The organism is Micavibrio aeruginosavorus EPB (assembly GCF_000348745.1).
GTDB lineage: Bacteria > Pseudomonadota > Alphaproteobacteria > Micavibrionales > Micavibrionaceae > Micavibrio > Micavibrio aeruginosavorus_A.
This window is the reverse complement of the sequence record NC_020812.1, coordinates 42,927-57,896: the sequence shown is the minus strand read 5'-3', so window position 1 is coordinate 57,896 and position 14,970 is coordinate 42,927. Positions and strand designations below refer to the sequence as shown.

Genomic DNA, 14,970 nt, shown 5'->3' with positions numbered 1-14,970 from the left:
GACCTTCCCCATCATGGCAGACAGGGCCTTAACAGGGGCTTAACAACCTGATTCATAACATTTTTCATAAATTCAGAACACCGTGCAAAGGCACAGGATCCCGTATGATTTATCGGACGCTTTCGAGACCCCCGATTGATACTACGCTTTTTTCTTATTTCCCCTCCCAGAGGGAGGGGGCTTTGTAAATGATCTTTTAGATCAAACCCGACTGCGCATCCATCGTTTCCGGCGGGGCGTAGTGCAGGGCGGCCATGACGGCCTCGACCCGGTCCGCGACCATCAGGCCCGCCCGATCGGATTCGCGCGCAAACCCGTTATTGATCATGTGATCAATCAGGGACAAAAGCGGGGTCCAGAAATTATTGACGTTCAACAACACGACGGGTTTGTCATGCAGGCCCAGTTGCCGCCATGTCATGATTTCAAAAAATTCATCCAGCGTGCCCAGACCGCCACTGAGAACCACAAAAGCATCGGCCCGGTCGACCATCATTTGCTTGCGTTCGTGCATGGAATCCACGACGTGCAGTTCGGTCAATTCGGTGTATTTTTCTTCGCGTGTTTCAATGTGATGCGGAATGATGCCCACGGCGGTGCCGCCATGTTCCATCGTCGATTTCGCAACCAGGCCCATCAGGCCAACACGACCACCGCCATACACCAGTTGCATTCCAGCCTCGCCCAACGCACGCCCCAGCGCCCATGCGGTGTCTTTATGCACCTGCGCGACATTCGACGACGCGCCGCAATAGACACAGACATTACGAATGGGGTGGCGCGGTTTTTGGGAGAGGGTTTTCGTTTGAATCGTATCAGTGGTCATCGGTCTTTCAATCAATCTTTCATTGTGTAGGGGGCAACATTACAGGGCGCGCCCGTCATTGTACAGCCAGTGTGATACCTGGCACAAAAGCATGCGCACGGGAAAATGGGTCGGAAATAATGGTTTTCAAGAACCACACGCGCAGAAAGACGGCCTTTGCAGGCCGTTTCACAAAGCGTGTTACATCATCGCGCCAGACATGCGCATAGCCTGCCCACGCATCGCTGGATCTTCGAGGCTCAATGCATTGGCCTTGGCCACGTTATCTGCATCGGCGGCAATGCCATTTTGCTGGCGGGCTTCGTGCAGTTTGGCGACATTCACCCCATCCAGACGCATGCTTTCATACGCCTTCATGGCCGGTGTTTGTTCAATGTTGATGCGGGCAACATCACGCAGGCCCGCACCGGACAGGCCGACACGGCCCTCATCCATATCCATCATCGCTTTCGGATCACCAAAGCCCGGGCCTTTGCTCATCTGATTGAACATGGTTTGCGATTGCGGCTGGGCGGCGTTTTGTTGCGGACCGGCCGGAGATGACGGTGCGGAATCACCGCGACCATAACCAGCATCGACCGCATGGCCCTTGCGGTCCACTTTCGTCGTAATCAAATCGCCCTGGTTCATCATACCGAACGTGCCGCGGCCCATCATGGATACCAGTTGAATGGTGGCCAACGCGGCCCCGGCGGTCGGGCTGACCGTTGATACGGCGGCCACGGCGGCGGCGCCCTTGGCTTCGCCCGCAACAAACGCACCCAGCCCACCCGGTTGGTTCATGCCGCTGGGGCCGTCATTGCCGGCATCCAGCGCGTTCATGCGCTTGGTCAGGTCGGCAGCCTGTTCGCGAATATTGTCCTGCGCCTGTGTCGCGGTGTTGGCTTTGGCGTGACCTTCGGCGCGGTTGGTTTCAACACCCTTCGCCACCTGATCGTTGTTCAGTTTCTGTGTCGGATTCCAGATCGCGCTGGTCGTGGTCAGCGCTGTGAATTGTTGTTTGAGATCGCGCATGTTGTCTTGCGTTTGCGCAGTCTGGGTCTGGCCCGTGCCCATCGCCGCCGGGGCAAACACACTGGCAAAGGACGCCATGGGTGAGGGTGTTACATTCACCTGCGCATCCATCGATGCGTTGACATCATCAAGCCCGTTCAGGTCGGAATGAAGGTCCCCATGCAGATCCGCAGACCGCATGTGAATCACACCAGCCTCCGCGCCGCGCAGACCGTCTATCTGATTGAATTGTCCGGCTAAAACACCCACCACAACACCCTTTTATTTATATTTCATAAGATCATAGGCCTTAAGGCCCTAAAATACTCTTAATATGACAACGATTTTACCCCAACCCCACCCGGGGTCAAGGGCTTAAAATTTAAGCCTTTTCAATTAATTAGGAGAAAAAACAGGGCCGAACGAATCAGGTCAGATAGGTCAGGCCCGGCACCCGTTTGGCCACCACCGTCCGGATCGTATTGGCATTGCGGGCCAGAACATCCGCCACGGGATCGCGCGCATCCCGGATCATCACCACATGCAGACCATGCACCGGATGGTCGGGATTTTTGATCATGGCCAGAAAGTCACTGTCCTGCGTCACGATCGCCGCGAACTGGTCCTGCACCGCGCGGGTGCAGATCAGCGCATCCAGCGCCTTGGCATGGACACGGTTATGCGGCGCCAGATTTTGGCGCGACAACCCTTCGGCCTCGACATGCGAACACACACCAAAATCGCGGATCATTTGCGGCAACAGCGTGTAGGGAATATTTTCATCCAGCAACACGGCTTTTGGTCCTGCGGGCAAATCACGTGGATGCGCCGGGTCATCGCCGAAGCGCGCGTGATAGGCCAGAGCCGTTTTGATTTCTTCGGGTTTGATGCCGGGATGACGGGCAAACAACGCATCCCCATCCACCCCCGCCGCCAGATCGTGCAACACCGGGGCCAGCATGATGCCAGAACGGCTCAACACCACCGCCCCATCCGGCGCGGCCGCCACCAAGCCAAACAGGCGGGTGAGTTTTTGATGTTTATCCGTGCGATGTCCCATATTTTGACGGTAGAGGAAAAACAAGGTCGCCGTCAAATTTCACGCCCCGTTCATATGCCCCATATGCCGATACGACAGCGCCTCGGCCACATGGGCCGTGTCCACGCCGCGATCCCCGGCCCCATCCAGATCGGCAATCGTGCGCGCCACGCGCAATAAACGGTGCCAGCCGCGCGCGGATAATTTCATCGCCTCCGCCGCTTTCAACGCCATGGCACGCGCCGCATCATCCAGGGCCACAATGTCTTCAAGTTTCGCGCCGGATATATGCGCATTTAACCCTGTCGGGCTGATCTCCGCCCGCCCGTCATACCGGGCCGCCTGCACCTGCCGTGCGCGCAGCACCCGCGCCGCGACGGTTTTAGAATCTTCACCACCCGGCTGGTTGCCTTGTAGATCCGCCAGCGCCACGGCGGGCATGTCGATGCGCAGATCAAAACGGTCCAGCAACGGGCCCGACATTTTCGCCTGATAATCCCCGCCACAGCGCGGCGCTTTCGTGCATTCGCGGCTGGGGTCGCCCAGATATCCGCACCGGCATGGGTTCAACGCCGCCACCACCTGCACCCGCGCGGGGTACGTCACATGGTGGTTGGCGCGGGCGACCACGGCCTGCCCGGTTTCCAATGGCTGGCGTAACGATTCCAAAGTCTGGCGTGCAAATTCCGGCAGCTCATCCAGAAACAGAACGCCATTATGCGCCAGTGAAATTTCCCCCGGCTTCGCCTTGGCCCCACCACCGACCAGCGCGGGCAACGACGCCGAATGATGCGGGTCGCGGAACGGGCGCATCTGCACCAGCCCACCATCAGGCAACGTGCCCGCCAATGAATGGATCATGGAAATTTCCAGCGCTTCACGCGGGCTCAGCGGCGGCAAAATGCCCGCCAGACATGCCGCCAGCAATGATTTGCCCGATCCCGGCGGCCCGGACATCAATAAATTATGCCCACCCGCCGCCGTGATCTCGAGCGCACGACGCGCCGTTTCCTGCCCCCGCACCTGCGCCAGATCGGGGCCCATAAACCGTGCGCCATCATTCGCCGCCGCGATGCGCGCGGTCGGACGGGTCAGCACCTGTGTGCCCTTCATATGATTGATCAATTGCAACAGATCGCCGGGGGCCAGAATATCCAGATGTTCCCCCGCCCACGCGGCCTCACCACCACACGACGCCGGGCAGATCAATCGATTGTCATTCGCCCCCGCATGCAACGCCGCGGGCAAGACACCCGCCACGGACCGAATACCACCATCCAGCGACAATTCACCCAGCACCAGCGCATTGGCCAATTCATCGCGCGGCAACACATCCATCGCGGCCAGCACACCCAACGCAATCGGCAAATCGTAATGCGACCCTTCCTTCGCCAGATCGGCGGGAGCCAGATTGACCGTCAATTTTTTCGGCGGCAACGACAACCCCAACGCATGCAACGCCGCCCGCACCCGCTCGCGGCTTTCCCCCACGGCCTTGTCCGGCAAACCAACAATGGTGAAAGACGGCAACCCCGACGATATCTGCACCTGCACATCCACAGGACAGACATCAACGCCATGAAAAGCAACGGTTTGAACGCGGGCTACCATTTGAAACCTTTGGAAGACAATTTATAAAAAACGAAGGATGAAAACGCAGAAGACAATAGAAAAATATAGTGTTCTGGATTTTGTATATCCATCAAAAACCGCTCGAACCAAGCATATTGACTGTAATATTCATTGTGTGGGGAATAGTTCAAAATCGCAACAACTGTCAACCAGACGAAAACAGGCGCGCCACAACACCATAAAAGAAGATGCCGCTGAATGCTTTTTTGGAACAAAACCCCAACGGCACATGCCACACCAACCAGAGGAACAAAAAGCGGCATGATGTAAATTAGAAGAACGGGGGATGTCAGGAAAATCTTGATCAATTCCATGGTATCGGCATTCGCTGCCCGCTCGGGAAGAACCCAAAGCAATGAGAATAAAAAACATCCAAACAAAGCGCCCGCAATAGCTGACAAAGCAACATTACGAAGAATCACGATCCAGAGGGGTGCCGATGATGTGTTAGAAGTTTCACTTACTTCTTTTACTCGCGCCTCAATGCCCGCCACAGTAAAAGAAACAAGCTTGTTAATCGCATGAATTTCTTTTTCCGCTTCATATTTTTTGAGCATTTTGTAGAGTTCGCTGGATAGCATTGCGTCTTCAGGAAATTGCTGGTCACGCATATTTTTTATACGCTCCAAACTTGCCGATAGAACTGGACGAGCTGCGGCGCATAAAACAAAATTCGATATATTCACCCCATCGGTAACGACGGCGGAATATTCTGTTGCTAAATTTATTTTCTGTAGAGATTTGTAGAATTGTTCATTCGCGCTATTCGCCTTCACGCTCACATGAACTTCATCATTCGGAATATGATAGCAGAACGCTTCAACAATAGATTGATCCGAGGGCTTTAACCCCCAAAGCAGACCCATCACAAATGCGATCTCGCGATTCTTTTTTTCCAAAACCGTACCTTTAATTCAATAAAATCGGCGGCAAACAAAGGGGCGCACAAAAAACCAAGAAATCTCCGACAGCCATGGCCCCAAACAACCTAAAATACATCATTATCCTTCCACAAAACCCACCCGACGCAAAGCCAAAACCCCGCAGAAACCCTTGTATTTTTCGCTCCACACCCCCCGTTAACCTCTTTTTCACCCCCGCTGGTCCATGGTGGGGGTGTTCGTCGGGGGACGGGCTTTGAGAGTTCAAGATCAATGGGGTTTTAAAAGTGTCGGTTTTGGGATTGAAAAACGTGAAGGATCATTTGAGCGAACAGGAGATCATTCGGCTGCACCGTGAATTGACGGTGCCGTGTGCCGTGCATGATGTGCTGAAGGGTCTGAGCCCGCTGGATGATACCGCCACATACGCGATGGATGTGATGATTGCGGAAATGCCGGTGGATGCGGCGTTGTTGTGCGTTTCATTATCCGCCGCGCATATCGCGCATGATTTAACCGGGCTGCACCCGATGGCGGGCGCGCTGGCCGTGGAGACACGCCGCATCACGCATGAATATGGCCCGACATGGTTGGCCTATGCCGATGGGCAATTGAATGACGCCGCGGTGAACGCCGCGCAAACCCAGTTCACCGATTCCATGGCGGAAGATTTCGAAGCGTTGGCCGACTTGCTGGATACGTGCGGCGGCGATATGCCGGGCGAGAGTGATCAGGCCCAACTATGCACCCTGCTGGCCGATCATGCGCGGTCCTATGCCGCGTACACCAATGCGATGGTGAATGGCGAGGATTTAGGGATTATTTACGAGGATATGGACGCCCATCCGGCCCAGTTCAGCCCCGGGATTCCCAGCGGCCAGAGCAACGTGATCGTGTTTCCGGGCGCCCCGCGACCAAGCTAACGCGCTGTAAAATATAAATAAATTACGGGTGCTGGTCTCTTTAGGTCAGCACCCTATGTCTATTCTTTGATATAGGTTCCTGCAAGAATCGCGTCAGAATTGAATGGTATGATCCTTGAGTGGTCCCTTTTTATGGGACGCACTCTCTGGCGCGGCGTTTTTTATTTATTGGTTTTTTTGATGCAGCATAGCGGCACGGCCCATTCCAACGATCTGTCTATCCTGATCCCCCGCATCGCCATGCTGGCCGTGTTGTATTTCGTCATGGGGCGGTTGGGTTTGTTCATGGCCGCGCAACCGGGATACGCCACCATTGTCTGGCCCCCATCCGGTATCGCGATGGGTTTTATTTTGGCGTATGGCTTTCGCATGTGGCCGGGGGTTTTTATTGGGTCTTTCTTCGTCAACCTATCACTCCAGGGCGGCCCGTTCGTCACCATCAACCAGGTGGATTGGAGCACGATCCTGCCCGCCGCCGCCGTGGGATTTGGATCAACGTTACAGGCGCTGGTCGGATTTACGCTGGTCCGGCGCGTTTTTGGCGCCACGCCGCCGAAAATCCACACCGCCCGTCAGGGTTTGCTGCTGTTCTTCCTGTGTGGGCCATTGGCGTGCCTGACGGCATCCACCATTGCGGTGGCAACGCTGTACAGTTTTGGCCAGTTGCCGGCCAATCTGGTTTTTGAAAACTGGTACACGTGGTGGCTAGGTGATCTGCTGGGCGTGTTTGTGTTCCTGCCGCTGGTTTTGATTTTCATCAACGAATATCACGAAATCAAAAAATATCGCGAAGGGCTGAAACCCTTATCTGCATTGATCATCATGACGGTGATCGTGCCGTTGATCGTGACGTTTTACGCGTGGAAAACCGCGGGTACGTTTATCTACGAAAACAACAAATGGCAGTTCGTCAATATGACGGCAGAAAGCGAACACGCGCTGCTTCACCGTATCGAATCTTACGCCCATGTTCTGGTCAGCGGGTCTGGATTTTTTGGTGGATCGGACACCGTCTCGCGCGATGAATGGCAAACCTTCGTTGGCACACTGGACATTGAGCACAATTTCCCTGGTATTGGGGGTATTGGCTACATCGAATATGTGCCAGAAGGGGGCATCGTCGAATTTCTAAGCACCGCGCGTGAAAGCAATTCGGAATTTGTTATTCACCCACCCGGCCCCCATGCAGGAAATTTTATCATTACCTACATCGAACCACGCGCAAAAAATGCCGGCGCCTTTGGCCTGAACATCGCGTTTGAAAAAAAGCGGTATGATGCCGCAATCCGTGCACGCGACACCGGAAAACCAACCATGACCCGGGCGATAGAACTGGTTCAGGATCAGGATAAAACACCGGGTTTCTTGTTATTGCAGGCGATTTATAAAAAGGGCGAAGATGTCCACGACACAGTGGAAGAGCGCCGTGCCAATCTGGTCGGGTGGATTTACGCCCCCTTTGTCGGCCGCAATTTCTTTGAAGGCCTGACCTACAGCCAGGCCAGCACCATGAATATTCGCGTGTATGACGGCACCGACACACAGGCCAAAAACCTGATTTACAGCAGTGTGCCACAAAACGGCCCCCATGCGCCGATGTTCACCACCCAGCGCACCATCAGCATCATGCAACAAAACTGGACCATCGCCTGGGAAAGCACGCCCGCCTATGAACGAGCGACCTACAGCCCGACCCCGACCATGATCCTGATTGGCGGGATGATTTTTTCGGGGCTGTACGCCGCGTTTTTGTTCAACATGCTGAACCGCACGAAAATCATTGAATCACTGGTGCGGGAAAAGACACAGGAAGCCGAACGCCAGAAAGAAGAAGCCATCAAAGCCGCATCGGCCAAAGCCGATTTCCTGGCGAAAATGAGCCACGAAATCCGCACCCCGATGAATGGCGTTCTGGGATTCATCGACATCTTACAGGACACGAAGCTTGATACGGAACAACGCGCCTATCTGGAGAAGGCGAAAATCGCGGGCAATACGCTGCTGCGCGTCATCGGCGACATTCTGGACCTGTCCCGTATTGAATCCGGCAAGATTGATATCGACAGCGCCCCCTTTAATATCCGCACCGCCTTAAGCCTGTGCGTCGATCTGGTGCAGGCGCGCGCGCAGGAAAAAAACCTGACGCTGGATTGCGTTTTTTCGGCACGGTGCCCACCCGTTCTGGTCGGGGATAAATACCGCATCAAACAAATCGCCATCAATTTGCTGGCCAACGCCGTGAAATTCACCGAGCAAGGCGGTATTATTCTGCGCGTTGATTACGCCAACGGCAATTTGCTGATGGAATTCGAAGACACCGGGATCGGGATTGCCAAAGACAAGCTGGACGACGTGTTCGAAAATTTCGTGCAGGAAGAAACCGGCATGATGCGACGTTACGGCGGCTCTGGACTGGGGCTGAGCATCACACGCCAATTGGTGATCGTCATGGGCGGAACCATCCGCGTGGAAAGTGAAAAGGGCCGCGGATCGCGTTTCTTTGTCACCATTCCTATGGCCGTCGGTCAGCAGCGTGAAAATAATTTCAGCACCGCGCGCCTGGTGACATCCATCAAACCGAAAAACATTCTGGCGGTTGAGGACACGCCGCTGAACCGCGATTTGATTGATGCCTTGCTGCACCGGGCTGGCCACACCGTAACCCACGCGGAAAATGGGCAAGAAGCCATCGACATACTGAAACATCGGCGCAATTACGACCTGATCCTGATGGATATTCAAATGCCGGTGATGGACGGGATGGAAGCCACCCGCATCATTCGCGAGGAACTGGAACTGGACATTCCCATCATTGCCCTGACCGCGCATGCTTTGCCCAAAATCGCGCAGTCTTTTTACGACGCGGGCATGGATGATTACCTGATCAAACCGTTTGATGCCGACATGCTGTACAAAAAAATCGACACGGTGTGTGGCCTGTCGGAACGGATGGTTGCGCATGCCGGGGTTTTAAAAGACGCCAATGACAATGACGTCCTGTTTGACCCGGCGAAACTGGCCAATCTGCGCGGGTTTTTGGGTGATGAACAAACCGGAAAAATGGTCGAGGCCTTCCGCACGGACGCGGATGAACGGCTGAGCGCCCTGTCCGGGTTGGAGAAAGACCGCAAATCAGCCTATCAAAGCCTGCATGCGCTGGCCGCGACGGCGGGCAGTGTCGGGCTGGACCGCCTGTCCCACATGTCCCGCGATTTGATGGACCGGATCGAAGAAATGCCCACAGAGGACTATACAGAGGCCGTCGAAGGCTTGAACGCCGCCTATCATGACGCGCTGAACCAGTTGAATGACGCGGTCAGCCGCCTGCGCGCCTGACCAATCCACTACCCCTAGACCAGCTTTTTCGACAGCATCGGCCCCAGCGCGCCGCCGCCCAGAATATGGACGTGGAAATGGGGCACTTCCTGCCCGCCATTCAGGCCGGTATTGGCGATGGTGCGAAATCCCGTTTCGTGCAGGCCCAGATCGGTGGCGATTTTTGCCACAGCGCGATACAGGGCCGCAATTTCATCGGCACTGGCGCGTGCACCGAAATCAGCCTGATTGATATAGGCCCCCTTGGGGATCACCAGAACATGCACCGGCGCATGCGGGGCGATGTCGTGGAACGCCAGAACCTGATCATCCTCATACACCTTTTTGCAGGGAATTTCCCCACGCAGGATGCGGGCAAAAATATTGTTGGTGTCATAGGTCATGAATGCGCCCCTTTGCTGGAAACCGAACCGGTCAGGCCAGCATAACGCGCAGGATCAGGAATGAAAAGATGATGGGCCCGTTCAGACCAGATCAATCTCCGGACGGTCTTTCAGGCCGGATGGGTCCAGAACCTTGTAATAATACCGCCCCGGAATGATCTTGCCATCGACCCGGGCGTAAAACGGGTGCGTGCCAAAATGCACATAGCCCATGCTTTCATACAATTTGATGGCGACATCCTGGCTTTCGCGGACGTCGAGGTTGATGGCGCTGTATCCCTCGTCCCGGGCCACCTCTTCCATTTTTTCAACCATCATACGGGCCAAGCCATGGCCGCGGGCCCAGGGGGCAACAAACACGGTGGTCATGGTGACAGAGAAATTTTGCGCTTCGTTATTTTTCTGCGGCGTGATCAGTTGGGCGGTACCGCAAATGACACCGTCCATACGACCGACGAATAAAATGCGTGACGGCATCGTCATGACGCCGCGCCAATAGCGTTCCAGAACTTCACGCGCGGGCAGGCGGACCCAACCAAATCCCCCGCCATCGGAAATGGCGGAATCGGTCGCGTCGATCAAATCATCCAGATCGCCGGGCGCCAGTTCAGTGACCAGCTCCACCGTCGGTACTGGTTCGCTTGCTTTCGGTAGGGGTGTTTCTGTCATAGCCTCATCCACACAAAGATACTCGATTGACAGACCCTGTCTGAGAAGGGGAACCGCTTGGGTGCGGTTTTGTTGCGCCGACCATACGGGGACCGTCCCTATGATTCAAACAGAAATTGTTAAACTTTCCGAAAAAATGAGCCACGCACAATGTTGTGCGTGGCAATAAGGTTTACAGGAGAAACAAAACCGTAAAATGCGACCGTTCGGGGCCTATTCATACACGACCGGCGCACCATTATCGCCTGGCCCAAAGGACACCGTTCCAGAGGCGTAAGACACCGTCGCCGGGGCCTCTTCAGGGGTCATAGCCCGCGCCTGATCCTGCACCCCGTCCCGGGCCTCCAGCATGGGGATCAGGCCGCAGCAGAGATTTTCGCCACTGCACATGGCCCGCGCCAGATCGGGGGTGGAACAATTGACCACCCGCACCGATACCGGCAGCGAGGCGCTGGCCGCCTGGGCGGCGGAAAACCCGCCCACACCGGCCAGAATAAACCCGGAAAAAAGCACAAAAAGCCGCATCGGCACCCGCATGCGGGCCCGTTGGCATCGAACAGATTGTTTCATGAATCGACCGTCTAAAAACTCTCTACCAATTACGCTTTAACGCGGTGGGCGGTCCCCTTCCCGGAACTGCCCGACCAAACCCGGATCACGCTTGGCCCCTCTTGTCCGGGGCCTTTGCGAAGCGTCAGAAGGCCGATTAGACTGCCGCTTCGCCCGCCCGTCCGGATCAACCGGAAACAGGCATCCACCATCATTATAGCACGGTGGTGTTTTCATATTCTCTTCAGAATACCATGAAATATAAGCCAAACCTTAAATATGGAACATTATTTCCATAAATATTTCTTCAGGCATAAATCTCAAGGGGTTAGGGGCAAAAGCACGGGCGAAAAGATGATGCCGGGGTGTGCATTTCACCCCGGCATCGTGTCCTGTGTTAACCATCTCCTCATCCGTCATCCCGGAAAAGCTATCCGCCTTTGTCCGAGGTGACGCATGGTGAATGAACGTGTGGTGGGCTTAAGTATCCTGGGTCACCGGCGGGGTTTTGGGGTCATCGCCCGGCTTTGGGCCGATATGAACGATGCTCTCCCCTTTGAGCGCGGCCTGAACCACGGCTTCCGCCTCTTTCCGGGTTTTGATCATCGAGAAGATGATACCCGAAGCCAGCAACGTCAGCGTAATCCCAAGCGACAGGACCGGCGGCAATTTAAACCCGGCAAATTCCGCGATAAACGCCTTGGTTCCGATGAACATCAGGATGACGGCCAGCGCGTATTTCATGTAATGGAACCGGTGAATGATCGCCGCCACGGCAAAATACATGGCGCGCAAACCAACCACGGCGAAGATGTTGCTGGTGTACACCACGAACGTATTGTTGGTGATGGCCAGCACGGCGGGCACGCTGTCGACCGCGAAGATCAGATCCGCAACCTCAACCGTCACCAGCGCCAGAAACAACGGCGTCGCCACCCATCCGGTCAGGGAATCCATCCCCTTTTCCCGAACGAAGAATTTGTGCCCGTGCAGGAACGGCGTCACACGCAAATGTTTTTGCAGGAATTTCAGGAACGCGCTGTCTTCGATCCGGTCTTCATCATCATCTTTGGCCAACAGCATTTTCAAGCCGGTAAAGATCAGGAACGCCGCAAAGATCAGCAAAACCCATTCAAAACGATGCACAACGGCGCTGCCGACGCCGATCAGGATACCGCGCATGACGATCACACCGATAATGCCCCAGAACAGCACACGGTGCTGATATTGCCGCGGCACGCCGTAATAGGCGAAGATCATCGAAATCACGAACAGATTGTCGATCGACAGGCTGAGTTCGATCAGATAGGCGGTAAAATAATCCAGCCCCGGATCAGCTCCGAGCGCATTCCACACCCACACACCAAACAGCAAGGCGATGGCGACGTAGACGCCGGTCAGACGCAAACTTTCCCGCACGCCAATTTCATGGTCCTTGCGGTTCAACACGCCCAGGTCAAAAACCAGCAGCGTCAGCACGATGCCCAAAAACGCAGCCCACATCCAGACCGGATGGCCGAGCGCGGTTTGTGTAAAGAAATCCAGAAGAGTGTCCATCAACACGAAGCCCCAGCCGCAGAACCGCCATAGCCCCCGGCTTTGTTAAAAATGCTGGTTATTCCACGGCCATAGTGGCGTGGAATGTGGGCCAGTTTATGGCATTCACGACAATCTTGCCAGCCCGCACGCAACGCTGTATTTTTCATAGATCAAACATTTTTGCAGAGTACCCGCATGCCCCCATCCCGTTCTGCCGCCCTGATCACCCTCCGCCGGGCCCGCCGCTCGGACTGCGACGCCCTGTCTGCTCTTGAAAAGCGCAATTTCGCCGGTGATCGGCTGAGCGCCCGGCAAATGGCCAATCACACGACCAACCCGAATGCCGAATTCTGGGTCGCAGTGGATCGGGGCAGCGGGGGCATCTGTGGCTATGTTCTGGTGTTCTTCCACGCTGTGCGCGGGGCGCGGATTTATTCCGTCGTGGCGGACAAGGCCCACCGGGGCAAGGGCGTAGGCCGGGCCTTGATGACCAAGGCCATCGCCGTGACCAAGGCCCGCAAGACCCCCCGCCTGTGGCTGGAGGTGCGCACCCGCAACACAGCCGCCATCACCCTTTACGAAAAACTGGGGTTTGTCCCCTACAGACGCGTGCCCGCTTACTATTCCGATGGTGCGGACGCGCTGAAAATGCTATTGAATCTGTGATAGACACACGGATTTTATAGACCACGTGCTGAAATATATTTTAATCACCGACGAAGCCCGCGAAACGATCCCGGACCACCCGGATCGCGTGATCGTGACGCCGGATGATTTCATCGCCAACCGCCTGCATGGCATCGACTTGCACCATTGCCAGCGCGTCAAGGTTATCAATCTCTGCAGCGACTACGAATATATGAGCAAGGGGTATTACTGCTCCCTGCTGGCGGAGGCGCGCAACATGCGCTGCATCCCGTCCGTGTCGCATATGATCCAGCTGAACTGGAAACGCAATTATCAATCCGCCCTGCCGGAATTGAACGGGGTGCTGGACCGCGTGTTCAAGGAACCGGCGGACGAACCGCTGGAACGCACATATTACGTGTATTTCGGGCGTACATCGCACCCAAAGCTGGACGCCGTTGCGCGCCGCGCCTTTGACCTGTTCCGCTTTCCCTTGCTGGCGATTGAATTGCACTACGGCAAGAAATGGGAAGTGAAAAATATCGAGCCGCTGGCTTTGTCCGACATTCCGGATGAAAAAATGTCGTTCATGGCCGACGCGCTGGAAAAATTCACCGGGTCAGCGTGGAGCAGCACGAACAACGGGAAAAAAGAGAAGTACTGGATCGGTATTTTGCATGATCCCGACGAACAACATCCACCATCGGATAAAAAAGCCCTGCAAAAATTCGTCAAGGCAGGCAAGGAACTGAACCTGTCGGTGGAATTTATCACCAAGCACGATTCCGCATCCATTTTGGAATATGACGCGTTGTTTATCCGCGAAACGACGGCGATCAACCACCACACCTATCGCCTGGCCAACAAGGCCGAAAGCGAAGGCATCCCGGTCATTGACGATCCGCAATCGATTATTCGCTGCTGTAACAAGGTGTTTTTGTTTGAATTGTTGAGCGCGAACAAGGTGCCGACACCGAAAACCACCATTATCGACAAGCGCACGGAACGCAAAATCCGCGATACGCTGGCCTATCCCGCCGTACTGAAAATTCCCGACGGCGCGTTCAGTCAGGGCGTGGTGAAGGCCGAGAATCCCGAAGATTTCGACCGCATGGCGCGTGAGCTTTTGAAAAAATCGGAAATCATTCTGGCGCAGGAATTTATCCAGTCGGATTTCGACTGGCGCATCGGCGTGCTGAATGGTGAGGCGATTTTCGCCTGCAAATATTTCATGGCCAAGGGGCACTGGCAGATTTACCAGCATCTGGACGATCACAACTTCCAGGATGGTGACCACATCACCATTCCGATTGAGGAAGCCCCGAAAAACGTCGTCAAAATCGCCACCAAGGCGGCCAGCCTGATTGGCAAGGGCCTGTATGGCGTCGATTTGAAAGAGACCAAAGACGGCGTGTACGTGATCGAGGTCAACGACAACCCCAGCATCGATTCCGGGGTCGAAGACGGCTATCTGGGCGACGCCCTGTACCGCAAAATCATGCAGCATTTCATTACGCTGATCGAAGCGGAATGATGCGCTGCAAGAACAGGCGTCAAATTTGACAGCCGCCCC

The 14,970-nt window shown here is 55.3% G+C and carries 13 protein-coding genes; 4 read left to right on the top strand and 9 right to left on the bottom strand.

Annotated elements, in window-relative coordinates; translation table 11 throughout:
- Positions 1-196: 196 nt before the first annotated feature.
- From A11S_RS00285 to A11S_RS00265, 5 genes are all read right to left on the bottom strand, one after another.
- Entirely contained in the window at positions 197-826 is a 630-nt protein-coding gene (locus tag A11S_RS00285; RefSeq protein ID WP_015466463.1) for an LOG family protein, read from the bottom strand.
- Between the two features lie 180 nt (positions 827-1,006).
- Positions 1,007-2,089: a hypothetical protein gene (locus tag A11S_RS00280; RefSeq protein WP_148285072.1), complete on the bottom strand. Its 1,083-nt coding sequence runs from the start codon at positions 2,087-2,089 to the stop codon at positions 1,007-1,009.
- A 157-nt stretch (positions 2,090-2,246) separates the two neighbouring features.
- A complete protein-coding gene (locus tag A11S_RS00275) occupies positions 2,247-2,879 on the bottom strand; it encodes a DUF5615 family PIN-like protein (protein WP_051054904.1) in 633 nt (210 codons plus the stop codon).
- Positions 2,880-2,918: 39 nt separating this feature from the next.
- Positions 2,919-4,469: a YifB family Mg chelatase-like AAA ATPase gene (locus A11S_RS00270; protein WP_015466460.1), complete on the bottom strand. Its 1,551-nt coding sequence runs from the start codon at positions 4,467-4,469 to the stop codon at positions 2,919-2,921.
- On the bottom strand, positions 4,463-5,389 hold the full coding sequence (locus A11S_RS00265; RefSeq protein WP_015466459.1) for a hypothetical protein: 927 nt from the start codon (positions 5,387-5,389) through the stop codon (positions 4,463-4,465). The genes A11S_RS00270 and A11S_RS00265 overlap by 7 nt, the downstream gene beginning before the upstream one ends.
- Before the next feature lie 269 nt (positions 5,390-5,658).
- On the opposite strand from A11S_RS00265, the gene A11S_RS00260 reads away from it, so the two are divergent.
- Positions 5,659-6,294 carry a hypothetical protein gene (locus A11S_RS00260; RefSeq protein WP_015466458.1) on the top strand — a complete coding sequence of 212 codons (636 nt, stop codon included), beginning with the start codon at positions 5,659-5,661 and terminating at the stop codon, positions 6,292-6,294.
- 180 nt (positions 6,295-6,474) lie between these two features.
- The gene (locus A11S_RS00255) at positions 6,475-9,630 is read left to right on the top strand and encodes a CHASE domain-containing protein (protein WP_041802800.1); all 3,156 of its coding nucleotides are present in this window, start codon (positions 6,475-6,477) and stop codon (positions 9,628-9,630) included.
- 14 nt (positions 9,631-9,644) lie between these two features.
- Here the strand turns inward: A11S_RS00255 and A11S_RS00250 are convergent, their stop codons facing one another.
- From A11S_RS00250 to A11S_RS00235, 4 genes are all read right to left on the bottom strand, one after another.
- Positions 9,645-10,013, bottom strand: coding sequence for a histidine triad nucleotide-binding protein (locus tag A11S_RS00250; RefSeq protein ID WP_015466456.1), 369 nt, complete (start codon positions 10,011-10,013; stop codon positions 9,645-9,647).
- Positions 10,014-10,094: 81 nt separating this feature from the next.
- Complete coding sequence (locus A11S_RS00245) at positions 10,095-10,682, bottom strand: GNAT family N-acetyltransferase (protein ID WP_041802294.1); 588 nt, start codon at positions 10,680-10,682, stop codon at positions 10,095-10,097.
- Positions 10,683-10,895: 213 nt separating this feature from the next.
- Positions 10,896-11,252: a hypothetical protein gene (locus A11S_RS00240; RefSeq protein ID WP_235067828.1), complete on the bottom strand. Its 357-nt coding sequence runs from the start codon at positions 11,250-11,252 to the stop codon at positions 10,896-10,898.
- Positions 11,253-11,711: 459 nt separating this feature from the next.
- On the bottom strand, positions 11,712-12,788 hold the full coding sequence (locus tag A11S_RS00235; protein WP_051054866.1) for a TerC family protein: 1,077 nt from the start codon (positions 12,786-12,788) through the stop codon (positions 11,712-11,714).
- A 177-nt stretch (positions 12,789-12,965) separates the two neighbouring features.
- Between A11S_RS00235 and A11S_RS00230 the strand changes: the two genes are divergently transcribed.
- Complete coding sequence (locus A11S_RS00230) at positions 12,966-13,436, top strand: GNAT family N-acetyltransferase (protein ID WP_015466452.1); 471 nt, start codon at positions 12,966-12,968, stop codon at positions 13,434-13,436.
- 25 nt (positions 13,437-13,461) lie between these two features.
- Complete coding sequence (locus A11S_RS00225; RefSeq protein ID WP_015466451.1) at positions 13,462-14,931, top strand: RimK family protein; 1,470 nt, start codon at positions 13,462-13,464, stop codon at positions 14,929-14,931.
- Positions 14,932-14,970 lie beyond the last annotated feature (39 nt).